This window comes from Microbacterium sp. LEMMJ01 (assembly GCF_002114135.1).
GTDB lineage: Bacteria > Actinomycetota > Actinomycetes > Actinomycetales > Microbacteriaceae > Microbacterium.
The window spans coordinates 1-23,228 of sequence record NZ_NCTV01000025.1 but is presented as its reverse complement, the minus strand read 5'-3'; the positions used below and the strand labels follow the sequence as shown (position 1 = coordinate 23,228).

General features: G+C 67.2%; 27 protein-coding genes. 16 read left to right on the top strand and 11 right to left on the bottom strand.

What is annotated here, in order from left to right:
- Positions 1 to 4: 4 nt before the first annotated feature.
- Genes B7W94_RS07690 through B7W94_RS07675 form a run of 4 tightly spaced genes read right to left on the bottom strand, consistent with a single transcriptional unit; the run spans position 5 to position 2,969 of the window.
- Positions 5 to 733, bottom strand: coding sequence for an amino acid ABC transporter ATP-binding protein (locus tag B7W94_RS07690; RefSeq protein ID WP_085605728.1), 729 nt, complete (start codon positions 731 to 733; stop codon positions 5 to 7).
- The gene (locus B7W94_RS07685; protein ID WP_085605726.1) at positions 730 to 1,437 is read right to left on the bottom strand and encodes an amino acid ABC transporter permease; all 708 of its coding nucleotides are present in this window, start codon (positions 1,435 to 1,437) and stop codon (positions 730 to 732) included. Before B7W94_RS07685 ends, B7W94_RS07690 begins: the two co-directional genes overlap by 4 nt.
- Positions 1,437 to 2,099, bottom strand: coding sequence for an amino acid ABC transporter permease (locus tag B7W94_RS07680; protein ID WP_085605724.1), 663 nt, complete (start codon positions 2,097 to 2,099; stop codon positions 1,437 to 1,439). The genes B7W94_RS07685 and B7W94_RS07680 overlap by 1 nt, the downstream gene beginning before the upstream one ends.
- A 51-nt stretch (positions 2,100 to 2,150) precedes the next feature.
- Complete coding sequence (locus B7W94_RS07675; RefSeq protein ID WP_085605722.1) at positions 2,151 to 2,969, bottom strand: transporter substrate-binding domain-containing protein; 819 nt, start codon at positions 2,967 to 2,969, stop codon at positions 2,151 to 2,153.
- A gap of 179 nt (positions 2,970 to 3,148) precedes the next feature.
- Between B7W94_RS07675 and B7W94_RS07670 the strand changes: the two genes are divergently transcribed.
- From B7W94_RS07670 to B7W94_RS07645, 6 genes are read left to right on the top strand one after another with little or no spacing between them, the layout of a single operon-like run.
- Complete coding sequence (locus B7W94_RS07670; RefSeq protein WP_085605720.1) at positions 3,149 to 4,288, top strand: mandelate racemase/muconate lactonizing enzyme family protein; 1,140 nt, start codon at positions 3,149 to 3,151, stop codon at positions 4,286 to 4,288.
- A 32-nt stretch (positions 4,289 to 4,320) separates the two neighbouring features.
- Entirely contained in the window at positions 4,321 to 4,959 is a 639-nt protein-coding gene (locus B7W94_RS07665) for a bifunctional 4-hydroxy-2-oxoglutarate aldolase/2-dehydro-3-deoxy-phosphogluconate aldolase (protein ID WP_085605718.1), read from the top strand.
- Entirely contained in the window at positions 4,956 to 5,909 is a 954-nt protein-coding gene (locus tag B7W94_RS07660) for a sugar kinase (RefSeq protein WP_085605716.1), read from the top strand. The genes B7W94_RS07665 and B7W94_RS07660 overlap by 4 nt, the downstream gene beginning before the upstream one ends.
- Positions 5,910 to 5,956: 47 nt before the next feature.
- Entirely contained in the window at positions 5,957 to 6,382 is a 426-nt protein-coding gene (locus tag B7W94_RS07655) for a hypothetical protein (RefSeq protein WP_085605714.1), read from the top strand.
- A complete protein-coding gene (locus B7W94_RS07650) occupies positions 6,379 to 6,699 on the top strand; it encodes a transcriptional regulator (protein WP_085605712.1) in 321 nt (106 codons plus the stop codon). Before B7W94_RS07655 ends, B7W94_RS07650 begins: the two co-directional genes overlap by 4 nt.
- The gene (locus B7W94_RS07645) at positions 6,696 to 7,286 is read left to right on the top strand and encodes a GNAT family N-acetyltransferase (RefSeq protein WP_085605710.1); all 591 of its coding nucleotides are present in this window, start codon (positions 6,696 to 6,698) and stop codon (positions 7,284 to 7,286) included. Before B7W94_RS07650 ends, B7W94_RS07645 begins: the two co-directional genes overlap by 4 nt.
- Here the strand turns inward: B7W94_RS07645 and B7W94_RS07640 are convergent.
- Entirely contained in the window at positions 7,187 to 7,747 is a 561-nt protein-coding gene (locus B7W94_RS07640) for an MmyB family transcriptional regulator (protein ID WP_085605708.1), read from the bottom strand. The genes B7W94_RS07645 and B7W94_RS07640 overlap by 100 nt on opposite strands.
- A gap of 95 nt (positions 7,748 to 7,842) precedes the next feature.
- Here B7W94_RS07640 and B7W94_RS07635 point away from each other — a divergent pair, with 95 nt between their 5' ends.
- Both B7W94_RS07635 and B7W94_RS07630 read left to right on the top strand, forming a co-directional pair.
- The gene (locus tag B7W94_RS07635) at positions 7,843 to 8,187 is read left to right on the top strand and encodes a hypothetical protein (protein ID WP_139833287.1); all 345 of its coding nucleotides are present in this window, start codon (positions 7,843 to 7,845) and stop codon (positions 8,185 to 8,187) included.
- 34 nt (positions 8,188 to 8,221) lie between these two features.
- On the top strand, positions 8,222 to 8,611 hold the full coding sequence (locus B7W94_RS07630) for a hypothetical protein (protein ID WP_085605704.1): 390 nt from the start codon (positions 8,222 to 8,224) through the stop codon (positions 8,609 to 8,611).
- A gap of 16 nt (positions 8,612 to 8,627) precedes the next feature.
- On the opposite strand, the gene B7W94_RS18095 is transcribed toward B7W94_RS07630, so the two are convergent.
- Positions 8,628 to 9,296, bottom strand: coding sequence for a hypothetical protein (locus B7W94_RS18095; protein ID WP_172400097.1), 669 nt, complete (start codon positions 9,294 to 9,296; stop codon positions 8,628 to 8,630).
- A 90-nt stretch (positions 9,297 to 9,386) separates the two neighbouring features.
- Between B7W94_RS18095 and B7W94_RS18090 the strand changes: the two genes are divergently transcribed.
- Both B7W94_RS18090 and B7W94_RS07620 read left to right on the top strand, forming a co-directional pair.
- On the top strand, positions 9,387 to 9,641 hold the full coding sequence (locus tag B7W94_RS18090; RefSeq protein WP_025102563.1) for a type II toxin-antitoxin system VapB family antitoxin: 255 nt from the start codon (positions 9,387 to 9,389) through the stop codon (positions 9,639 to 9,641).
- A complete protein-coding gene (locus tag B7W94_RS07620; protein ID WP_085605700.1) occupies positions 9,638 to 10,042 on the top strand; it encodes a PIN domain-containing protein in 405 nt (134 codons plus the stop codon). Before B7W94_RS18090 ends, B7W94_RS07620 begins: the two co-directional genes overlap by 4 nt.
- Positions 10,043 to 10,050: 8 nt before the next feature.
- Here B7W94_RS07620 and B7W94_RS07615 read toward each other — a convergent pair whose 3' ends face one another.
- A complete protein-coding gene (locus B7W94_RS07615; protein WP_085605698.1) occupies positions 10,051 to 11,859 on the bottom strand; it encodes an oleate hydratase in 1,809 nt (602 codons plus the stop codon).
- Positions 11,860 to 11,990: 131 nt separating this feature from the next.
- Here B7W94_RS07615 and B7W94_RS07610 point away from each other — a divergent pair, with 131 nt between their 5' ends.
- From B7W94_RS07610 to B7W94_RS07600, 3 genes are all read left to right on the top strand, one after another.
- On the top strand, positions 11,991 to 12,305 hold the full coding sequence (locus B7W94_RS07610; RefSeq protein WP_085605696.1) for a hypothetical protein: 315 nt from the start codon (positions 11,991 to 11,993) through the stop codon (positions 12,303 to 12,305).
- A 34-nt stretch (positions 12,306 to 12,339) separates the two neighbouring features.
- Entirely contained in the window at positions 12,340 to 12,957 is a 618-nt protein-coding gene (locus B7W94_RS07605; protein WP_071329090.1) for a hypothetical protein, read from the top strand.
- Positions 12,958 to 13,040: 83 nt separating this feature from the next.
- Positions 13,041 to 13,316, top strand: coding sequence for a hypothetical protein (locus tag B7W94_RS07600; protein ID WP_085605694.1), 276 nt, complete (start codon positions 13,041 to 13,043; stop codon positions 13,314 to 13,316).
- Positions 13,317 to 13,680: 364 nt separating this feature from the next.
- Here the strand turns inward: B7W94_RS07600 and B7W94_RS07595 are convergent, their stop codons facing one another.
- Positions 13,681 to 15,195, bottom strand: coding sequence for an exonuclease domain-containing protein (locus tag B7W94_RS07595; RefSeq protein ID WP_172400096.1), 1,515 nt, complete (start codon positions 15,193 to 15,195; stop codon positions 13,681 to 13,683).
- A 329-nt stretch (positions 15,196 to 15,524) separates the two neighbouring features.
- Between B7W94_RS07595 and B7W94_RS07590 the strand changes: the two genes are divergently transcribed.
- From B7W94_RS07590 to B7W94_RS07580, 3 genes are all read left to right on the top strand, one after another.
- Positions 15,525 to 15,875 carry a hypothetical protein gene (locus B7W94_RS07590; RefSeq protein ID WP_085605692.1) on the top strand — a complete coding sequence of 117 codons (351 nt, stop codon included), beginning with the start codon at positions 15,525 to 15,527 and terminating at the stop codon, positions 15,873 to 15,875.
- A 68-nt stretch (positions 15,876 to 15,943) separates the two neighbouring features.
- Positions 15,944 to 16,753 (top strand): hypothetical protein, encoded by an 810-nt coding sequence (locus B7W94_RS07585; RefSeq protein ID WP_071329093.1) that lies wholly within the window; start codon positions 15,944 to 15,946, stop codon positions 16,751 to 16,753.
- Complete coding sequence (locus B7W94_RS07580) at positions 16,743 to 17,789, top strand: ImmA/IrrE family metallo-endopeptidase (protein ID WP_085605690.1); 1,047 nt, start codon at positions 16,743 to 16,745, stop codon at positions 17,787 to 17,789. Before B7W94_RS07585 ends, B7W94_RS07580 begins: the two co-directional genes overlap by 11 nt.
- A 503-nt stretch (positions 17,790 to 18,292) precedes the next feature.
- On the opposite strand, the gene B7W94_RS07575 is transcribed toward B7W94_RS07580, so the two are convergent.
- The 3 genes from B7W94_RS07575 to B7W94_RS07565 are packed head-to-tail and all read right to left on the bottom strand — an operon-like array spanning position 18,293 to position 23,198.
- Positions 18,293 to 20,854, bottom strand: coding sequence for a S8 family peptidase (locus B7W94_RS07575; protein WP_085605688.1), 2,562 nt, complete (start codon positions 20,852 to 20,854; stop codon positions 18,293 to 18,295).
- A gap of 5 nt (positions 20,855 to 20,859) precedes the next feature.
- Positions 20,860 to 21,858 (bottom strand): AAA family ATPase, encoded by a 999-nt coding sequence (locus B7W94_RS07570; protein WP_085605686.1) that lies wholly within the window; start codon positions 21,856 to 21,858, stop codon positions 20,860 to 20,862.
- Positions 21,859 to 21,905: 47 nt separating this feature from the next.
- On the bottom strand, positions 21,906 to 23,198 hold the full coding sequence (locus B7W94_RS07565) for a hypothetical protein (protein WP_216353885.1): 1,293 nt from the start codon (positions 23,196 to 23,198) through the stop codon (positions 21,906 to 21,908).
- Positions 23,199 to 23,228 lie beyond the last annotated feature (30 nt).

Below are 23,228 nucleotides of genomic sequence, written 5' to 3'. Positions count from 1 at the left end.
GACGTCAGAGCACCTTCCCGAGGAACGCCCGCGCCCGTTCGGTCTGCGCGTGGGACAGCAGCTGCTGCGGGGTGCCGCTCTCGACGATGCGCCCGTCGTCCATGTAGATGACGCGGTCGGCGACCTCGCGGGCGAAGCCGATCTCGTGCGTGACGACGACCATCGTCATGCCCTCCTGCGCGAGCCCCTTCATCACGGAGAGGACCTCGCCGACGATCTCGGGGTCCAGCGCCGAGGTGGGCTCGTCGAAGAGCATCACGCGCGGCTGCATCGCGAGGGCGCGGGCGATCGCGACGCGCTGGGCCTGTCCGCCGGACAGGTTGCCGGGGTAGGCGTCGGCCTTGGCGGCCAGGCCGACCTTCGCCAGCAGGGCGTCGGCCCGCGCGGCGGCCTCCGACGCCCCGATGCCGAGCACCTTGCGCGGGGCGAGCGTGACGTTCTCCCGCGCCGTGAGGTGCGGGAAGAGGTTGAACTGCTGGAACACCATGCCGACGTCGCGGCGGACGGCGGCGAGGTCGGCCCGGCGCTCCTTCGCGGTGAGCAGGTGCCCGTTCACTTCGACGCTGCCGTGGCTGGGCGTCTCCAGTCCGTTCATGCAGCGCAGCAGGGTGCTCTTGCCGGAGCCGGACGCCCCGATGATGCAGACGACCTCGCCTTCGGCGACGTCGCACGTGATCCCGTGCAGCACCTCCGTGGCGCCGAAGCTGAGCCGCAGGTCGGTGACAGTGATCATTTCGAGTCTCCTCGGGAGGGGGTGAGCGCGTCCTCCACCCGGGGCGGGCGCGCGTGGATGGTGAGTCGGCGTTCATAGCGGCGGCCGGCGACGGAGAGGGCGAAGCAGATGACGAAGTAGACCGCCCCCACCACGAGGTAGGCGAGGATGGGCTGACCGGTCTGCGAGGCGACGATGTTGCCCGCCCGGGTGAGCTCGATCAGGCCGATGACGGCCACCAGCGAACTGTCCTTGATGAGCACGACGAGGAAGCCGATGCCCGGCGGCACCATGATGCGCGCTGCCTGCGGCATCACCACGAACCGGAGCTGCTGCGGCCAGGAGAGGCCCAGCGCCTGCGCCGCTTCGAACTGACCGCGCGGGAGGGCCTGGATGCTGCCGCGGACGATCTCGCTGATGTACGCCGAGGCGAAGATCGTGAGGGCGATCACGGCCGCCCAGTAGTCCGGCACGTTGCTGCCGGGCGACATCAGGGGCAGGGCGAAGTAGACGAAGAAGATGATGAGCAGCACGGGGACCCCGCGGATCGCCCCCACCCAGATCGCACTGATCCAGCGCAGCGGGGCGAACGGACTCGCCGCGAGGATGCCGGAGACGATGCCGACCACCCCGCCGAGGACCACCGCCAGAAGGCAGATCTGCAGCGTCACGAACGCGCCCTGGAGGATGAGGAGGAGATCGGGCAGATCGAACGACGTGAACATCAGGCCACCTTCCAGCGGATGCCGCGCGTCTCCAGGAGACGCGACGCCCCCGCGATGAGGAACGCGACGAGGAAATAGAGCAGGCCGCCGACGACGAACGTCTCGATCGTGCGGAAGGTGCTCGTCGTGATGCCCATCATCACGTGCATGAGCTCGGGCACCGCGACGATGGAGACGATGGAGGACGCGAGGAACAGCAGGATCACCTGGTTCGTCAGCGACGGCAAGACGTTGCGCAGGGCCGGCACGAGACGCACATGGAGGAACGTCGTCCGTCGCGAGAGACCCAGGGCGTCCGCCGCCTCGATCTGCCCCTGCGGGATCGCCTCGAAACCGGCGCGGTAGATCTCCGCGAGGTACGCGGAGTTGTTGACGCTGAGGGCGAGGATGCCCGCGGTGATCGGATCGAAGTTGACGCCGACCGACGGCAGGGCGAAGTAGATCAGGTACAGCTGCAGCAGCAGCGGGGTGTTCCGGATCACCTCGACGTACGCGGCGCCGATCGCGCGGAGCACGGGGAGACGGGAGGCGCGCAGCAGGTACACGCCGACGCCCAGCGGCGACCCGATGAGCACGGCCGCGAGGGTGATGAGGATGCTGATGCCGAGGCCGGCGAGCAGCTCGGGCGCATGGGGGATGAGGTCCCCGAAGAAGAGTTGCATGAGTTGTCCGTTCCGGCTGCCCCGCCCGGGGCGGGGCAGCCGAGGAGGTCGCTACTTGATGAGCTCGGGGACGTCGGTGCCGAGCCACTCGTTGTACGAGTCGTTCGCCGCGTCGCTGATGTTGTAGTTCCGGATGAAGTTGTCGACGTAGTTCAGCCACAGCTGGTCGCCCTGCTTCAGCCCCATCGAGACCACGGACGGGCTCAGCTGCGGGGCGTCGACGACGACGAACTCGTCGCCGGAGTCGGCCAGGATGCCCTGGACGACGGAGTTGCTCTCCATCAGGGCGTCGACCTTGCCGCTGCGCAGGGCCTGGATGGAGTCGGCCACCGCCTCGAACAGGCTCGCGTCGGCCTCCGGGAAGCGCTTCTCGAGGATGGTGGCGGGTACGCTGCCGCGGGTGGCGGCGACGCTGCGGCCCGCGAGGTCGTCGTACGAGGTGATGTCGCTCCCCGCCGGGACCAGGACGACCTGGCCCTCCGCCGCGTAGGGACGGGACATGGCCACCTTCTGCGCACGCTCGTCGAGGTTGGTGAGGGCGGCGATGACGATGTCGACCTTGCCGGTCTCCAGCAGCGGGATGCGGTTCGCGTTCGTGGTGGACACGTACTCGATCTCCGCCCCCAGGGAGGCGGCGAGCGCCTGCGCGGCGTCGATGTCGAAGCCCTCGTACTCCCCCGAGCTCTTCATGACCCCGTAGGGCGGGGCGTCCGCGAACACACCGACGACGAGCGTCTTCTTCTCGAGGACTTTCGTGAGGGTGCTCTCCTGGCCGCCTGCTCCCGCGCCGCCGCTCGAGGTGCACGCGGTGAGGGCGAGGGCGGTCGTCGCGGCCACGGCGAGGCCGGTGAGGATACGCGTCAACTTCATTGTGATGCCTTTCGGGTTCGGGCCTTCGCGCTGCCGTCGTGCACAACGCTGTGGTCTCTCGTCGCACCGCTGACGGGTGCAGGAACAGACATTACCCACAGATTGCCCAGTTGTCGACAATCGACTATCTTCGGTTTCGGAAGGGGCTCCCTTTCCCTCATCACGGTTAGAAGGTCTTCATGCGCATCACCCGAATCGACACGTGCGGACTGCGAGGTGCGACACCCGAGGGCGGATGGTCGCACGAGCTGCAGCCCGACGACATCGTGCACACTCTCGTGGCGGTCCACACCGACGAGGGCATCGTCGGCCTCGGCAGCGCCTTCACCTCGGAGGCCCTGGTGCGCGGCGCCATCGACCTGCTCTCCCCGCACCTCATCGGCGAGAACCCCCAGGAGGTCGAGCGCCTGACCGAGACGCTGCACCAGACCGCCTTCTGGATGGGACGCGGCGGATCCCTCACCCACGCGACGAGCGCGATCGACATCGCCCTGTGGGACATCGCCGGCCAGGCGGCCTCCCAGCCCGTCGGACGACTCCTCGGCGGGCGCCACCGCGACCGCGTCCGCCCGTACGCGTCGGTCCTCATGGACGAGGCCGGCCCGATGACCGAGAATCTCGAGGCGCTGGTCGCGACCGGCTTCTCCGCCTTCAAGATCGGCTGGTGGAAGTTCGGCCGCGTGGACGCGGCGACCGACGAGGCCACCGTCGCCGCCGCGCGGGCCGCGGTCGGCGATCGACTGCTGGCCGTCGACGCCGGCGGATCCGAGGCCTTCTTCCCGGGCGACAGGGCCTGGGCGAAGCGGACCGCCCGGATGCTCGCCGACTACGACGTCGCCTGGTTCGAAGAGGCGCTCGCCCCGGACGACATCGACGGCTTCGCGGAGCTCCGCGCGACGTCCCCCGTCCGCATCTCGGGCGGAGAGGTGCTCACCCGCCGCCAGAGCTTCCAGCCCTACCTCGACCGGCACGCGTTCGACATCGTGCAGCCTGACACGACGAAGGGCGGCGGACTGAGCGAGTCCCGCCGGATCGGGTGGGCGGCGCAGGACCGCGGCATCCGGCTCATCCCGCACGGCTGGAACACCGGCATCGGGCTCGCGGCCGACCTGCAGCTGGCCTCCGCCCTCTCGGCCACCGACCTCGTCGAGTACAAGACGGGCTCGGCCTACGTCGACGACCTCATCCACGGCGGCTGGACGCTGGACGCCGAGGGCCGCCTCGACATCCCCGCGACGCCCGGACTCGGGGTGACCCTCGACGAGGACACCCTCGGCCGCTACGGCACCCGCCCTGGATTCGCCACCGCGACCCCCTGACCGCCCCGCGCGACCGACCGCAGGAGACCATCATGCGCCCCACCCCGTCCGACACCCTCACCCGCACCGGCGTGCTGGCCGTGCTCCGCGCACCCGATGCGAGCCTGTACGGACCGGTGGTGCGGACCCTCGCCGAGAGCGGCGTCCGCTGCATCGAGCTGACCCTGACGACCCCGGGCACGATCGCCACCCTGCCCCGACTCATCGCAGCGGCGGGTGAGGCGGAGATCGGCGTGGGGACGGTCCGGGAGGAGCACGAGGCGCGTGCCGCGATCGACGCCGGCGCCGGTTTCCTCGTCTCGCCGGGGATCATGCCCGGCGTGGCGGAGGCGGCCGCCGCGGGGGAGGTGCCGGTCTACCCGGGCGCGATGACGCCGACCGAGGTGGACGCCGCGTGGCGACTCGGCGCGGCGGCGGTGAAGATCTTCCCGGCCGCGACCGTGGGCCCCGACTACATCGGGCAACTGCGCGGACCCTTCCCGGACGTGCGAACGCTGCCCTCGGGCGGCATCGCGCTGGACGAGATCCCCGCGTGGATCGCCGCCGGCTGCATCGCAGTGAGCCTGGGCGGCCCGCTCCTGGGCGATGCGTTCGCCGGCGGCAGTCTCGTCGCCCTTCGCGAGCGCGCCGAGCAGGCGCTCGCGGCCGTCGCCCGCGGACGCGCCGCGTGACCCTCCCACCGCTCCACGTCGTCACGGTCGGCGAGGCGATGGGTGTGGTCACGAACGACCGGCCCGGCCCCCTCGACTCCGCGCGGGCGCACACGTTGAGCTTCGGCGGCGCGGAGAGCAACGTCGCGATCGGGCTGGCGCGCCTGGGAGCACGCGCGAGCTGGGTCAGCCTCTTGGGCGACGATCCACTCGGCGATCTCATCGCGCGCGAGCTGCGGGCGGAGGGCGTGACGGTCCATGCTCCTCGCCGCAGCGACCGCCCGACGGGGATCATGCACAAGCACCGACGGACCACGGGGATGGCCACGGTGACCTTCTGGCGCGCGGGGAGCGCCGCCTCCGGGCTCGCACCGGCGGACGTCCCGGACGCGCTCCTGGCCACCGCGGACGTCGTCCACCTCACCGGGATCCTCGCCGGGCTCGGCCCCGACTCCTTCGCCTGCGCGAAGGACACCGCGCGGCGGGCCCGGGCGGCCGGCGCCCGCGTCTCGTTCGATGTCAACCATCGCGCCGCGCTCTGGCGCGGCCGGGACGCGCGCGCCGCCTACCGTGACCTCGCCGCGGCCGCCGATGTGCTTTTCGCGGGCGAGGAGGAAGCCGCCATCCTGGTCGGCGCGGCGACGCCGGGTGAGCTCGCGGAGCGTCTGCGCGCCCTCGGTCCGCGGGAGGTCGTCATCAAGCGCGGCGCGGCCGGGGCCTTCGCGGACGACGGCCGCGATCGCCTCGACCTCCCGGCCGTGACGGTCGACGCCGTGGACACGGTGGGCGCCGGGGACGCCTTCGTGGCGGGGTACCTGAGCCTGCGGCCGGAGGAGGCGAGTCTCGCGGAGCGGGTGCAGCGGGCGGTGGCGGCGGGGGCCTTCGCGTGCCTGTCGTCCGGCGACTGGGAGGGGGCGCCGACGGCGGCCGAGCTCGCGCGGCTCGGCGAGGCGGAGGGTGTGCGGCGATGAGCGGCGGCCGTCGCCTCTTTTCACTTTAGGTCTGATAAAGTGGTTTCATGATCGACAAGCAGTACACCGTAGAAGAGGCGGCCCAGCAGCTCGCCGACACCGAGCGGATCGGCCGCGAGGCCCGGCGCGCGACGCGCTGGTTCCGGATCTTCGTCATCGCGCAGGCGACCTACGCCCTGGCGTTCACCCTCTCGATCGACGTCGCCGACGTGCCGTACTGGAAGGCGTTCGCGCCCTTCGCCCTCGTGACGATCTCGATCTGGATGATCGCGGTCCGCTACCGCCGCTCCGTCCCCCGGAACGGGTTCCGCAACATGGGGATCGCCCTGTGCACGTGGTTCGCGCTGTATACCCTCATGTTCGATCCGGCGCTCCAGCTGGTCGGGGCATCCTCTCCCTGGTGGTGGGTGCTCGCCGGCGTGGTGGCGGTCGCCCCGATCCTCGCCTGCGTGTTCGCGAGCTCCCGTCGATGAGTCACCCCCGCCGGGAGATCGACGCCCTCATCCACTCCCCGGTGAGGTTCTCCCTGCTGGCCGCCCTGCGCAACCTGGAGGACGTCGACTTCCGGTTCCTCGCCGACCTCCTCGAGGTCAGCGACTCCACGCTGTCGCAGGCGCTCACCGCGCTCGCCGACGCCGGCCTCGTCACCGTACGGAAAGAGGCCTCCGGTCGCCGCACACGCACCTGGGTCGGCATCACGGACGCCGGCCGCGCCGCCTTCGCCCGGCACCTCGCCACGCTTCAGGCGATCATCGACGCGGGGGCCACCACCGAGAGGACACCGGAATGAACGACGACACGGAGGTCGATGTGCGCCTCGCCCGTGGCGAGGATCTGGCGACCTGTGCGGAGACGCTCGCCGCCGCTTTCCGCGACTACCCCTGGACCCGGCACGTGATCCCCGAGGACGACTACGACGCGCGGCTCGCGGCCCTGCAGCGCCTGTACCTCGGGTACGCGCACGACCAGGGGATCGTCGCGGTCGCCGGTGAGGGCGCGGGCACCATCGCGCTTCTCCGCCCGGACGCCGCGGAACCGGAGGCCGCCTTCATCGCGCAGGTGGTCGCGCTGCACGGCGACCGCCTCGACCGCGTCGACCAGACCCCCTCCCCCGCAGGCGCGTGGCGGCTCGAGACCCTGGGCGTGCACCCTGGCCGACAGGGACGCGGGATCGCCTCGCACCTCCTCCGCTTCGCACTCGACGAGGTCGCTCGCCGTGGCGGCGGACCCGTGGTGCTGGACACCTCGGATGCGCGCAACGTGCGCCTCTACGAGCGTCACGGATTCCGGACGACTGCCCTCACCGATACCGACGGTGCGCCGCCGGTCTGGCGCATGGCGGCGGTCGTCCCCACGGACGATGCGCGGGGAGAGTAGATGACCAGCGCGAGCCCGTCCGTCCCGTTCGGGTGGAGTTGCTCGCGCGTGAAGATCTGCTCGCCCCGTTCCGCGTGGGTGAGGCGCACGACGGCGCCGCGCTGCGCACGGACGTCGTGTCGCGCCCAGATCCGTCGGAACGTCGCGCTGGCCCCGGAGAGCTCCGCGGCCAGCGCGTGGAGCCGCGCGTCGTCCCCTGCGCCCATCGCGTACCGGAGGCCGGCAGTCATGCACGCGGCGACTCCCTCCCAATCCGGGTGCATGGCGCGCTCCTGAGGATCGAGGTACAGGTCGCGGAGCTGATTGCGGCCCGGCCGCAGGCGCGGGTTGAGGTCGCGGGCCGCGGCATTCGCGGCGAGGACGGTGAGACCGGCGTCTTCGAGGAAGGCGGGCTGGTCCAGAGCCTCGATGAGGTCGAGCGCCGTCTGCGGCAGCACGTCGTCCGACGACGAGGCCCCCACGGCGGGCGGCTCTGCGGCGAGCGCTCTCAGGTGAGCGACGTGGTCGGCGTCCAGGCGCAGCGCCCGCGCCAGGGCGTGCTCCCGCGGGGTTGGGTGTGCCCCGAGCCCGGGAGTTCAGCCACATCCAGTTCCACGGCCGTGTTCCCGCGCGGACGCCGGAGGACTCCGTGCCGGCCCTGGTGAGGCTCGCGCGGCCGAGGGGAGCCGCTGATCGGACGGCTCTGGTCGTCTCGAGCGATCACGCCGACGCCGTCGAATTCGTCACGAAGCTCTACGACGAGCTCGGCTTCGACACCGTCGACGACAGCCCGCTCGCCGCGTCCTGGCGCAGCACCCCCGGCACCCCGATGTGGGCGATGTCCGTCGACGGACAGAGCCGCGACCGGCTTCGGAGGAACCTGGAGCAGGCCCACCGCCCGCGATCCCGTCCGATGGCGTGACTCTCCCACTGGTTCCTCTCTCTACGATGGAGTCGTGCAGCTCGTGGACACCCTCTCCGTCGTCGGTGAGGTGCTGTCCTGGATCGGCCTCGGCGTCGGAATCCCGTTCCTCATCGTGGCCCTGCTGATCCGGCTCGTCGAGGGGCAGTGGGTCCCCGTCGAGATCGCCGTGATCGATCGGGACGGCCGCCCCACCGCTCGCTGGTTTGCCGGCGGCGACTTCCACGAGCGACCGCTGCGCCGCGGCGAGCCCACGGCCACCACCGATGGATGGGTCGACGGGTTCCACAGCTCGAACGACCCGGCGCGCATCCGGATCGGTGAGGCGCCGCATCTGCGCCGGGTCCTGCGGACTGTCGGGGTCGTCTTCGCCGCGGTCGGTGCCCTCGGCCTGATCGTGTCGTTCCTCCCGCTCGTCCTCTGACTCGACCCGCGGGGCGTCACGCCCTCGACGGGCGCTCCGAGGGACCTCGACCGAACGAGTCCAGCGCCGCGCGGTACGCGGCGGCGTCGCTCCGCACCTCATCGGTGACCAGGAGCGCGTGCGGTCCGATCTGCCGGACGTACGTCCCCCGGCAGGGCAGCGTCACCACCCTCGCGAGGCCGCGACGCCACGCGTCGGCCAGGGTGGCGACGTCGCGGCGTTCAGGGCTGTCCGCGAGCGTCGTGAGGTGCGTCGCGAGATGTGCCTCGGAACCGCGCCGCTCCCACGCGCGGTACGCCGGATCATCGGACACCTCCACCCCGAACGCGTCCCGCGCTGTGGGCCCGACGATCCGAGCGAGCACCGCCTCCCGCTCATCCGGACTCAGCGTCGTGGCGAAGGCGCGGTCGAGCAGCGCCGGGTCGGGGTCGGTCGCGGCGTGCGCGACCGCGTCGCCCCAGATGCGGGGCCAGACCTCCGTCCAGCGCGCCCGGGTCTCCTCGTCCACGCGCCGCGCGGCCGCCGCCGGTCGATCGACCAGCGGCGGCGGCGCGTCATCGGCGGGATCCAGCCCGTGCGCCTCGCGGATCCAGAGGAGCTCCAGCAGCGTGTGCGGTCGGTCCTCGACGGTGAGGGTCATGTCGTGCGGCCACGGGTTCCCGGGCATCGGTCGCGTCGAACGCATGTGTCCTCCCCTCCCGCCGTCGGCCGACCGCCGCCGGCCGACAGTCTTATATACTGCCTTATACAAGATCGCGGGGAGGAAGGAACGACCATGACCGTCACATCCATCGACATCGACCCCGACGAGTTGAAGCAGGCCAAGAAGCTCGCCGGCACGACCTCCAACCGCGAGACCGTGGATCTCGCCCTGCGCACCCTCATCGCGGTACGTCGCCAGCCCGCCGCCGTCGAGCGCATCATCGGCCGCCGTTTCGAGGCCGAACAGATCGACGCACCGACCGTGGCTCCCGAGCCGATGCCGGAGCGGCGCGAGGGCGCTGGACGGAGCGCGAGCACTTCCCGGTGACCATCTACCTCGTCGACAACAGCATCTGGCAGAAGGCAGGGAGAAGCGCCGCGATCGCCGACCGCCTCCGTTCCCTCTCGCCGAACCACCTCCTCATCACCTGCCCGCCGCAGGTACTCGAGTACTGCCACTCGGCCCGTGACGCGGAGGAGTACGCCGCTCTGCGGGAAGACATGGAGGAGCTGCTCCCGGCCTGGGAGCATCCCGACGAGCAGGTCGCCCTGGACATCCAGCAGGCGCTCTGGACCAACGGATTCCTGCGAGCCGCGGCCGCTTTCGACTGCCTGATCGCGGCGTACGCCGTCGTCAACGACGCCGTGATCCTCAACTCCGACCACGACTTCGGATACATCGAGCTGGCGACGGCGGGCCGAGTCCGCCAGGAGTACGTCGCCGCCTGAGCGCACGCTCACGCGATCGCGTCGTCGTCCCGCGGGCGCGGCACCGTCGCGCCGTGCGCGGGGATGAGCCCGAAGTCCGTCAGCAGCTCTCCCATCTGCGTGTTGTCGAGCTTGTCCAGGAGGCGACCCTGGAGGAAGTTCGGGCCGGGGATGTGGACGGCCTCGCCGTCGCGCAGCCGCGCAGTCGCCTTGAGGAGGTAGCGGATGTCGTAGGTCGAGTTGAAGACCTCCGGCACGCCGCGTTCCACGTCGAGCAGCTGATACGTGGCCTCCATCGCCGTGCGCACGGAATACTCGGTGGTGAAGATCGCGTCGCGCGTCGTCTCGGCGAACTGACCGAGGAAGGCGAAGTTGACGCTTCCCTCCGGGACCACCTGCGGACGGTCGCCGGCCCGGCGCGGCATGAAGAAGGAGGTCACGTACGGCATCATCACCGGGACCGTCTTGGCCGCCGACGCGGCGAGCTCGGCGATGTCCTCCACCGGCACACCGAGGTGGTAGAGCCACTCCTGCGCGATCTCCTCGCCCGTGCACTCCTGCATCGGCTTCTTGACGTAGTCGCCGGGCGTCTCGACGAAGAGCCCGTACACCCAGACCACGATCTCGTTCGGCTTCTGCGCCTTGAAGTGCGGTTGCCGGTTCACCGTCCAGCTCATCAGCCAGGCCGAGTCCTTGGCGGTGACGATCCCGCCCGTGACGACCTTGCCGCTGAAGGGGTCGCGCTTGCAGATCTTCTCGATGTACTTCGGGATGCGCTCGTCGACGGTGGTGACCGTGGCGGATTCCCACTTCGTCTTGTCGATGTCGCTGCAGAACACCTCCGGTCGCCCGAACACCGGCGACTTCGCGGCGATCCGCTTCCAGAGGTCCCAGGCCGGGGCCGGGCCGGTCTTGAGCTCCGGAGCGGTGTGCTGGTCGCCGTTGCCGGAGTTCTCCGTCAGCGACCCGATCGTCGCCAGACACAGGTCGTCCGGACCGAGGTCGACGCCGCCGGGCTCGCCGTCGGCGATCCAGTCGATGCGCGTCGCCTGGATGCGATCGTCCTCGATGTCGAACTGGATGTCGGTCACGGTGTGATGGAACCGGAACTGCACGCCGTGGTCGTCGAGGAACTTCCGCATCGGCAGCACGAGCGACTCGTACTGGTTGTACTTCGTGAACTTCAACGCGGACAGGTCGGGCAGCCCGCCGATGTGGTGCATGAAGCGGTGCAGATACAGCTTCATCTCCAGCGCCGAGTGCCACTCCTCGAACGCGAACATGGTCCGCCAGTACAGCCAGAAGTTGCTGCCGAGGAAGTCGTCGCCGAACACCTCGTCGATCCGCTTGCCCTCCATCTCCTCGCGGGTGGCGAGGATGACGGCGACGATCTCCTTCTGCGCCTTCTCCGAGAGGGTGAAGAGCTTGTCCGTATGCGCGTCCTGCCCCTGCTTCTCGGTCACCCGGCACAGGGAGACGTTGGGGTCGTCCTTGTTGAGCCAGTAGAACTCGTCGAGCACGCTGGCACCCTCGATCTCCAACGACGGGATGGAGCGGAACATGTCCCACAGGCACTCCATGTGATCTTCCAGCTCCCGGCCGCCGCGGATGACGAACCCCTTCTCGGGGTACTTGATCCCGTCCAGCGCGCCGCCGGGCAGCCCCAGCTCCTCGAGGATCGTGATCCGCTCCCCCGCGACCTGCCCGTCGCGGATCATGAAGATCGCGGCCGCCATCGCGGCGAGACCGCCGCCGACCAGCCAGACCGTCTTGTCGTCGGCCCCCTCCGGCTTCCGGGGCCGTGCGAATGCTTCGTAGTTCCCATTGCTGCGGTACATCTGTCCCACCCTCCGATTGGTCGACACCGATGCGCACAGTCCAGCCGAAACCGATGCGGAAAGGAAGGGCTTCCTCCGCGAGCGGCCGGGGCTCGCCCTCGCCGGGGTCGCGTGATCGCTAGGATCGCGGGGTGACTCAGATCCCTCCGTTGCCCCGTCGCCGCGCTTTCGGATGCGGAGTCGCCTCCGCCGCCACGGCGGTCGTCGGGATCCTGCCGACCGCGATCGTCTTCGTCCTGGCGGGGACGGCGGACCCGAACTACGGATGGCTGGTGTTCCTCACGCTGCCGCTCGCGGTCCTCTTCGGTGGCATCGCCCTCCTCCTCGGCGTGATCGGGCTCGTCTTCGCCCGCGCCGACGACGGAGGGTATGCGTGGCCCGTCGTCGGAGCCGTGCTCGGCGTCGTGGCGCTCCTTCCCGCCGCCGCGTTCCTGTGGGGCGGCTGATCTCGTGCGCCAGAACCCACCCGCCAACAGACTGATGCTCGCGATAGCTGCCGCACTGGCGGCGTTCTTCGTCTGGGGGGCGCTCGTGCGCCCCCTGTTGGACGGCGAGCCACCCGTCGCGACCTCGCTCGTGTTCGGCGCAGGGGTGGCACTCGCCGGTCTGATCATCTGGATCGTGCTCGGACGCATCCGACGACTGCAGCGCGCCCAGCGGCGAGCGCTGCGGGAGCGTGAGCCGCAGGCACGGATCTTCGGCTCCTACGCCCTCAACGGCGTGGCCGCGTACCTCTCGCGCACGATCCCCCTTCTCGGACTCGGCGCCGCACCGCGCGGCCTGCTCACGGCGAGCCCCACCGGGGTCATCGAGCCCTCGGGCTTTCGGCTGGTCCGCGGCGGAGCGCGTCTCCTCACGGCCTACAGCGTTCCCCGGGACCGGATCCAGGGCGTGACGAGGGGCGGCATCCAGGAGGGCGCCTTCCTCTATCCGACCCTGGTGATCGTGGTCTCGCAGGATGCGGGACAGGTCGCGATCCCGGTCCCGGTGACCAGGGACGACGCGCCGCTTCGCCGAGAGTCACCGGCCGGCATGGATCGCCTCATCTCCGATGCGGCACGGATCTGGGGCGTCCCTGTGCTCGGGGACGGCGACTGACGCGAGCGACTCCGCGACCGGAATCGACGCGCGAGCGCGGGTGACTGATGCGTAAATCGACAGCGTGGTGGTTGATTGCAGCGATGACCGCCGTCTCGCTCATCACTCTCGGCCTCGTCATGACCTACCGTTTTTCGACTCCGCTCGTCGATCCTGCTCCGCCGACGCCGCACTACGGGGTCCAGGCGCTCGTCGCCGGCGTGACGATGGCGGCAGCGACGGCGGGTGGCCTCGGCGCGGGCGTGTACGCGACGAAACGCGAGGTCGCCCGAGGCCGCATCGTCGGCTGGACCGCCGCCGCGATGCTCGCGGGCACCGTTTTGGGAGCGGTTCTGGCCTTCGTCCTGAGCGCACGCTGAGGTCTACCCGATAGCCGCCGGAAGGAAGAGACCCGCGACCCGGGTCATTGCGATGATCTTCGACCTTCCATGAAGGAGGGGAAGTCGGAAGCACCGAGGCCGTCCGGCGCAAAGAACGACTGAACAAAACTCCGGGCCGCTCGTTCCAGCTGCTCGGCTGTGAGATTGCTACCTCCGAGCGAGAAACCGTACGTACCGTCTTCGGGCCCGTTGGTCCACGTGAAATGGTAGGCGTGCACCCCATCTGAAGGTTCTGATTCGCGTACGTCGAACATCTCCCCACTGACGTCCAGAACCGTGTTCACATCCGCCACGCTACTGCGCAGCACAGCGCCACAGAATGGTCCGCGCCATTCGAGCGATCTCACACCCCGGTCAGCGATGTCGCTTCCTCGTACGCGGCCTTCAGCTCCGCGGACAGTCTGCCTCGTACACCGACCGCATAGCCGTTAGCGATCCCCCACGCGCGGATCTCCGCCGGCGACCCGGCGGCCACCCCCGGATCATTGCGTTGCGCGGCCGGTGCTTTCGGTGCGACCTTCGGGGCGGCAGTGAGCGCGGGCTGCAGGTGCTTCAACAGGGCAGCATACGTCTCAGGGGCGACGATGCGGGTTCCCAGCTCGTGTGCGCGCTCGAGTTTTCCGCCGGAGAACGACCCGTCGGTGACCAGCATCGCCGTCAATCCCGATACCGAGCCAAGAACTCGCACACCCAGCTCCCGAGAGCGATCCTCGAGTCGTGCACGCTGTCGGTCCTGCCCCACGAAGCCCGTGAACACGACCTTGTCCCCCACGCGCAGAGGGTCTCCGTACACCCACGTTGCCGGCAGCGGCCGCAGGCCTGCGCTCAGACGCGCAGCGCGGGCAGCATCAGCTTCGGCGATGAGGCCCGGCACCATTTTCGAGGGCAGCTGCAATGCCGAAGCGATGGCCTCGAGCTGCGCTCGCTCATCACCAGAGACATGCCCGTCGTCGAGCGCGTTGTGGGCTAGCGCCAGGAGTAGCGCGGTGTGCGCCGCTGTGATGTCAGTCGCGTTGAGGTCGTACGCCTCGACGAGGTCTTGGAGCGCGGCCGCCTCAGCGTCGGTGATGACGCCGTCCTCAAGAGCGTCGAGGACGGTCTCGACGTAGGTGAGGGACCCGACTGGAGCGCCCTCGTCCAGTACTTCCGCGAGGCTCAGTTTCGTCAGCTGTGCGATGAGCGCGGGTCGCTCCGGTGCCGTGGCGGTCCGCCGAGTGCGGCGACGAGTCGCCGACTCGTCCGGCAAGAACGTGAGCGGCGGGCGGCTGGGCCCTGTCGGCCAGACGACGCCGCGCGCCTCGTTCGGAACCGACATGAGCGCGGGGTGCGGCGACACTCGCCCCTGAGCCTGGAGGTAGTGGCGCAAGAGGCCGGCTGTCGCACGAGCGTCCCCGAGAGCCGAGTGCGCGTCGTTCAGAGGTACTCGGGCGCTCCAACAGCAGTCGATCAGACGACGTCGATCGAGGTTCGGGAGATAGTGGTGGCTGCCGTCGAGCGTGCAGTATGCAGGAAGCCACGGGACGTCCCACCCCGCCCGTCGGAACTCCGCACGGAGGAACCCGAGGTCGAAGCGCGCGTTGTGTGCAGCGATAGGAAGACCGGAGATGTAAGGGACGATGGAGGACGCAACATCGCGGAACAGTGGCGCATGGGCGACGTCTGCCTCCGTGATGCCGTGGATGTGAGTCGCTCCGACGGGGCCCTCCGGGTTGAACCGCGTCGACCACTCGTCGACGATCTGGCCGCGCTGATCTATACGCACCACCGCGAGTTCGAGCACACGGTCCCTCTTGGGCGACAGGCCCGTGGTCTCCACATCGATGATGGCGAAGTACGGCGACTGGGCCCGAGTTCGCACGGCCGGTGCCTCGTCCGTCTTTGTCCTTCCGCCATCGAACAGCCTCTTGAACCAGCTCATCCCCGCCCCTTCGTCTACGCCGATCCCACGGCGCACGACACCATCATGCCGGAGCCTGGCGACAGCCGAGACGTCTGACACCGCACGACCGTCACCGCTCGGGCGTCGCTGTCCCCCATCCCGCTTGGGATCTTGCCGGTTTGCACTTCAGTCGGGTGCGGGACCGCACCGCGTGTGACCCGGGTCGGCGACTACAGAAACCGAGACGAACGCCGCGGCGGGAGTCGATGGCGCGATGACGATGTCCGCTACGTAGATACGATGCCTCTATGCCTAACCAGAACCCGGAGTTCGCCGACATCTACGGCGTGGCGCCTCACGTCGTCCCCGACGCCCACGACGCACCACGCCGAAACGTTGTCGTGCACCCGCGTTCTGATGTTGTCACCGTTCTCGGACGCACGTCGCAGCGCGGAGGGTTCAACGAGCAGCACTGCATGCTTAGCGAAGTGGACCTGTCCTGCCGTCTGGACCTGCCGGGCATGTTCGACGTGCGCCACAAGCACAGCATCTTCCGCGCACACTTCTCCCGGCCCAGCGACTGCGAGTTCTACGGTTCTCTTGGAACGGACGAAGCCGGACAGCTGCGGGAGTTCTACGACCGCGTCAGCGGTTTCTGACGAGACCGCGCATTGATCAACCGTCAGATAAGCTGGCAGACTTTGCTTCTCCATGAAAGGGCACAATTGTGCACGCGACCGGAACACCCGACTGGATCACCGAGCTGACCGCAGAACACGCGGCGCTGGCGCCCGGTGACGCCTGGGCGCTGTCCTGGGACGGTGCCCATGAAGGCGTTGTGGTCATCGCTCAGGTGCACGACGAGTTCGTGCTCGGCATCCCTCTGACGCACGGTGAGGCCAGCTCGACAGAGATTCCCGCAGTTCTCGGTGAGGTGGCGGTAACCCTCTGGCCGCAGGCGGAGACCGGCCTCGGGACCTTCCTCCTCCATCGCCGGCTGGGATGCGTACTTAACGACACGCAGCTGCGGGAGATGCGTCGGTGGGCTGCAGGGCGTGGGGAGTTGCAGACGCTTGTCCCCGGCTCAGGCGCCGCCAATGTGGATGAACTCATGCAGGTCCTGCAGGACTACCAGCGCCGCTGCTTCATCGAATGGCCGTCAGAGACCGAGGTGACCATCGACGTCAACGCCACCGGCATGACGCCCCGCCAGTTTCGCGACGCGACCGGCCTCGACACCGAACGGGTGGTGGATCTGTGGGACGGCCATCTCCTCACCGCTGAGGAACGCGAACTGGTGGAGGCGTCCTGGACGACTCACGCCTCCACTATCTCGACCCGGGAACTGTCATCGCCTGACGTGAAGCTGCTCGTCGTTGAGCTCTGCGAAGCTGCGGGCACCTCCGAGCGTGAGGCACGTAACGCCGCACGGAGTGCGTACGCTCTCGCTGCCCGCACGGACAGCGTCTCGGAACGCGCATCGACACGCGCAGCAGACACACTCCGCCTCCTCATCCAAGACGCCCATGCTTCCTGAGGTTCGCACTGCCGCTGAATGGTTGCAGCCAGACAACATCGCCGCCGCAGCCGAGCACCTCCTCGAACACATGCCGTTCGACCAGCCGCGGGAAGCTCTTGAGTCGGACGTGATCCGAGCGCTCCAAGACTCCGACCACATCGACTTCGAATGGAGCTCCCGGGTCGACACCACCTGCGAGCTTCACGGCACGTACTCCAGCCCGCCCGCACGTATCAGAGTGTCACGAAAGCAACCCACCGCTCGGGCGCACTTCACTGCAGCGCACGAGTTCGGACATCACCTACAACGCCAGGATGACCAGTGGGCGATGGATGTCATGGCCGTTCTTCGCCGCAGCGACCCCGTCATGATGCGTCATGTCGAAGAGGCCGTCAGCAACTGTGTCGCGGTGGACCTGCTCATGCCGGAGCGCATCGTCGAAGACGCGTGGACCGGCCAGCTGACCCCTGCGTTCATTCGCGCGCTGACACGCAACGGGCAGGTGTCGCGACAGGCAGCTATCATCCGCGCCTCGGCATGGTCTCAGGAGAGCGAACCGCACGCCGTCATCATCGTCGCTGACCCGCTCACTGGACTCGTGCTGTCATCTGTATCGCACGAGACCTCGAGCCTGACGCGCCCGCCGAAGAACAGCGTGCAGCCAGACTTCCGCGCGCTTCCCGCAGGCCCCGAAGGTATACGCGGGGCCACCGAAGGCTTCATCTACTCCACGAACTCCGCCCGCTCCGACATCACCTACGACTGGGGGTGGGATGCGAGTGGTACGCATCTGCTGATTGTCGCGCGACCCACCTACCGGTTCGGCACGGCGCAGTGGGATCGCGACGACGTCGAGTGCCAGTCCGCGAGCTGTGACAGTTCGTTCTCCCGCAACGATGCGGTGCTCTGCCCGACGTGTATGCACCACGTCTGCCCTGACTGCGGGGCGTGCGGATGTGAGCGCCGGCGCGGGACGACATGCGCGGACTGCGGGATGGAGATGTCAATCCGCGAGTCCCAGATCGGCACCACCCACGAAGAGTGCCCGTTCTGATACCCGCGGCTCGCCGTTAGAGTGGCGGGAGGTTGTCCAGGTTGTTCTTCGTCGTAGCGTCAGCCGTCGTCTCAGAAACTTCTTCCCTGTCGGAGTCTGCTCGAGTAGACCTCCGCGCGCTGCGGGCAGCTAAGGTAGGCGTGTTCGTCTGGCCAAGACCTGGTGAGATCCTTGGGAGTGACGTGCCGCTTGTTCGGCATCTGTCTCGCGCTCCGCTCTTAATGGCGTCTTACGCCAACTAGCGAACCGGTGCCACGTCCTAAGGCGTGTGCCAACTTCACCGTGGTGCGGCGTCACAATGCGTGACGCCGCACACACGCACTCAGAAGTCCCAGTTCTCGTCGCGGGCCGCGTGATCATGCGGAATCTCAGGGGTTGCAGTGGGGCCGTGCCCTCTGCGTGCCACTCGTGAAGTATGGGCGCTTCGCGTACTGATGCGAGACCGTGGCACGTCTCAAGTCTACGCTCCACACCGGTGGCCGCACCATCGGAGACACCTCCGACTACACCTCGATTACGGTTCTGACTTGCTGCTCGACAGCGGCCCACAGGTCGACTTCGACCTCGGGCGCTTCGATGCTGACCACGAGTGAATAATTGACCCCTTGATCACTCTGGTCCATCTTCGGCCGGTTCTTCCACCAGCCAGCAACGGGATAAACGACAATCGCTTCTTTGCTCGCGAGATCCGCCGCCGTCCCTCTCCAGATATCAGTGTGAAGCGAACCAGACGAGGTCTGCTGGTCCCGTCCGAATAACCAGCCCGTCTCAGTTCTCAGCTCCAGCGGCTTCTCGCCCTCCTCACGCGCCTGCTTGTTGATGCGCTGACGGAATGCATCAATATTGTCCTCCGGACGCTTCATAGCGAAGCGAAGCCCGTGCGACGGATAGGCATAGCGGCCATTCCAACCGCGATTTGAGGGGTTTGGCTCGATGAAGTACGAGAGGGTGACGCGTAGTCGAACCATCGTCTCCCCCAGGTCCGATAGTTCGGCGATCGGCCACGGAAGCTTGTGTAGGTTCATCTCCCGCGCCTTGCCGCTGCTGGAGTTGCCCTTACGTTCGTAGGGATGGATCACGGCCTCGTCAACGAGAGTCAGTGCGTTCGACGCACTCCGAGTAGCTCTTTCGAGGCTCGGCACACCCATACCGTAACGGCGCAGAAGGTTCACGGCGTCCTTCTTCGTCGCCGCGGCGCCGAAGCGTGTCTCCATCGCGCTCGTCCACTCAGCTGAATGAACGACCAACGCGCGCACCGTCTCGGGTCTCAAGTGCGGATAAGCAGCGCGTATATCAGCGGCAATCGCGGCGACCTGGGCGGTGGCAGCAGAGGTATCGCGCGTCGTCGTGAAATACCCTTCGCCAGGATGCTGGAGTCGGGTCGTAAGTATCGCCAGGTTCTCCGGTGTATCCACACCAGTCCTGTCCGGTGTGCGCGCCAGATTTCCTCCTGATGCAACAACGTCTGGCTTGAACGGCCATCGCTTTTGATCGAACGAAACTGACGTGCGGCTGGTGGGCGAAAGCTCGCCACGGGGCGCGATTGGCACGTACCCTTTGAAGAGATCTAAAGCATGATCCATGGTGTCGTGCTCAGCGTATGCACCAACGGTGATCGCATTCCATGATTGCGCGGGATCTTCCACGCTCTCTGCATCACTTCGGTCGAGGTGATCGTCCTCGGCGCGAACATCGCGAACGTTGCCTGCTGAGATGACGAAGAGTCGAGGCACCGCTTCTTCATCTCGATTGAGGTACGTGAACTTCGGGGATGCATCATCGATCCCCCTACCGAAGGCGAGCGCATCGACCGTTGCCGACCACGCCGTCGGGCGGCCAGACTCTTGCTTTGGCCGATCACGAACTTCAGCGTCGACGCCCGGAAGTGCCGACGGTGCGGTAACCGCCAACATATAGACGCGGTGTCGATCTCGATCGGTAATCTCAGGCTGGTCCACGGCACGCGCCGTGATTGCACCGTACACGTCGGGATCGTTGTCTCCCGTATCGGGAAGGATTTTGACCGACTCAAGACGGTGATCCAGCTGGAGGCCGTGAGGAGAAGAGATCGCTGCCTGAAGGTCACCGTAGAGAGCAAGCCCAGCTACCTCTGTGCCGTGCGAGTATACGGCGACGTCTTTGCGCCAGCTCTGCTCCACAGCGTGGAGATCTTCGGGTGCGATCGACTCTTCCAGTAGCGGGTGACTGGCCTGAATGCCCCGATCAAGAATGCATACGACGGGGGCACCGCTCCCCGCATGACGTACACGTGACTGAAGTTCGCGTACCCACTCACGTTGCTCGGTAGCTGAGAGCCCCGGAAGGAATGACGAGACTTCGCGCGGTCGGCGCAACTCAGCAATGTCATCGATACTTTGAAAGGTCATGGCGAGCTGTTCAGCAGTGGCCTGCATGAGGACAATCGTTCGATCGTCGAACCCGAGGTAGTGAGCACTCGTCTTGAGCCCATGCCGTCTGGCGTACTCCATCAGACGGGCATGTTCCTTGCCGTCGCCCCGCCGGAGCCAAACCTCCCACCAGCGCAGTTCAGTGGGGTCCGTCGGAAACTCGTCGAATGGGTCAGTCCAAAGTTCGCGGATCGTCGCGCGTCTGATCGAGGCAATGCCTTCAATCAGTGGAGCATTATCTGGCATCCCCTCCGTTACATTGGCCGTCGCGACGTACTGCTCAAGCTTCTTGAGGAAGAATTCCTTCTTCCCGTCGGGGATGAAAACCGTTGCATTGAATATCGGACCACCTGGAGTCTGCTCTTCTTGAACCGCTACCAGCTCTGGCTGCGACCCAGAGCGATGTGATTCGAGACTCTCGATCGCCAGCTCAAGCCCAGGGAAAGAAACGAAGGTAATGTAAGTCCCTCTGTCTTCAGCATCCTCGACCGGAGGCGTCCAAGCTGCCTCGAACTCTTCGGTTAGGCGCTTGCCGTGGGCAGGACGGTTCCCACCGAACGCGACTCGGTCAGGACCTCCACCAGGACCGACAAGCGTGAAGGACTCACTCAACGGCGGGGTTGGCACGACAATGTGCGGGCGATCTCTTTCAGCCATCGCGCTTAGACAGCTCCGCCAGGTTGACGGAGGACCCGTGGGCGTTCGCCCAAGGCTGCGATGAGATCATCTGTAAGGATTCGCGATCTGCCGCTGAGGATCGTCCGCTTTGCAGCGTTCTCGGCGGCCGTCGCAATCTCAGCGTGGCTGAGGCCGCGGGCCGCGGGAACGATGCGCGACCAACTGAGGTTGCTGATCTGGAAAGAAGACAAACGATTCTTGATGACGGATTCGACCGACTCATCGTCGGGCAGGGTGAAGTCCATGACTGTGTCGAAACGTCGAAACAGCGCGTTGTCGAGCAACTGCGGGTGATTCGTGGCCGCGATGATGACGCTGTCCGACGCATCCTCTTCGAGGAACTGAAGGAAGGAATTGAGAACTCGGCGGATCTCACCAACGTCGTTCTGAGCAGCTCGGTTGCCGCCGAGGGCATCAACTTCATCGAAGAGATAAACCCCGCGAGTCTCGGCAAGCGCATCAAAGACGAGACGTAGCTTCGCTGCGGTTTCACCCATGAACTTCGTAAGAACTGTGTCTAAGCGGATCGAGAACAGTGGCAGGCCTAGTTCACCTGCGATCACCCGTGCGGTTGAAGTCTTTCCTGTTCCAGGCGGACCAGTAAGCAGAAGGCGTCGAGCCGGTGTCAACCCGTGCTTTGCAAGCGCGTCCCGCTGCCGTTGCTCCAGAAGAACATGACGGAGCCGGTCTTCGAGCTTGTCCGTGAGGACGAGGTCGCTCAGCCGCGCTTCGGGGTAGGAGACGTTGAGTAGCGCCCCAAGCTCGCCCTTCGGCTGAGCGAAAGGCACGACTGACGCGATGCGAGCCTTCTGCCCGGATCGTTCACGCAAATCGTTGACAAGGTCGCGTAGCTCTTGTGCGAACTTTGACTGCCCTGCGCGTGCCGCTTTCGCAGCAACTTGCATTGCAACGGCGTAGAACTGCGGGTCGTCGCCGTCTGCGTGACTCTTCACAAGCGCTTTGACCTGATCGTTGGTCGCCATGTGGGACCTCCTCTCAGATCACTCTCGTGGTGCCTCCCGAGGCGTGCCTACAGCGTCAGTCTATCTGGGTGCCTCGGGAAACGGATGGACGGCTCGGGCGTTGACTGAACTCGACTGAGCTGCTCGACTCTCCGTAGCGCTGCTTCGGCGCGGGCCCGGTCCAGCCTCTGGTTTGTGCTGTCAGGCGCAGCGCCGAGCAAGAGGCGATCAGTGATCCTGTATCGATCGCGGTAGGCGGCGATCACGCGCGCCGCCCGATGCCAGTCGGTAGAGCGCTTCGAGTCCGAAGGCGCAGGGCCGAGAGCCGCGGCCCACGGTCTAGATTCGGCAATCGCGGCAGAGAGAACGGATTCTGCGCGTGCTTCGATCAGCCCCACACGCTCATCGAGTGCACGTTGCATCTCCTCACTCATCGCGCCCGTCGCTTCCGGAATGAGACCTGCAATAAGTCGCGAGTGCTTCACACCACGACCGGACCCTGCCGGTCGTGCGGTCGCCGTAGCAACTCGGTGCCGGAGTACCGCAGCGACGTCATCCGCGTCACCGAAGCCGCGGGCGCGTACGAGACGCGGCAGCAATTGCTCGACGTCGTGGTGGTTGGCCTCAGCCCGGCGCAGCTCAGCGGAAAGTGGCCCGAACGCATCAGAATCGACCACACTCTCCGCTTGCTTAGGGCTCAGCCCAGAGGCCCTGATCAGCGACGCCCACCTGTCTCGCTGGGCGGCAGCGGCGATCGTCTCGTACTCCGCCGCAAGCTGCGCGATAGTCCCCCAGCTCTCTTGCTCTGCCGCAAGGGTCTCGTGCGCAGACAGCTCAGCACCCACGTGCTGGAGCACACCACTCAGCACGCTCTGAGCTGTGACTTCATCGTTGTCGCCGGGATGCGGGCCCGAGTGGGAGTCATCGGGCTTGTCGACAGCGACATAGGCGATGTTCGCCGCGCGACCGCGAGTCATCGCAACGTAGAGGCTCTCGCGCGTCAGCGATGCATCGACAAGCACGTGCGCGGTGTCGGTGGTGATTCCCTGTGCCCGGAATGAAGTAACGGCGTATCCGAGGTCAACGTGCTCGGAAACATAGCCACCGGGTAGCAGCAAGCTGGCGCCCCGATTGCGCCCTTCGCGTCGCACAAGCATCGAGCCGTCGGGGCGAACATCGAGAACACGCCACCGGTCACCGTTGCGTACCCAGCTCCCACCCGCCCGCAACCGACGATCATTCCTGCGCGTGATGACGATGTCACCGCTTGCCGCTTGTGTTCCGTCATGCAGGTCGGTCTCGCGCGGTCCACGCACCATGCCATCGAGGATCAGGTCTGTCCGCGCGCGAGTGTTGAGCATAGTGACCGAKTCGTTTTAAGAAGCGATGAG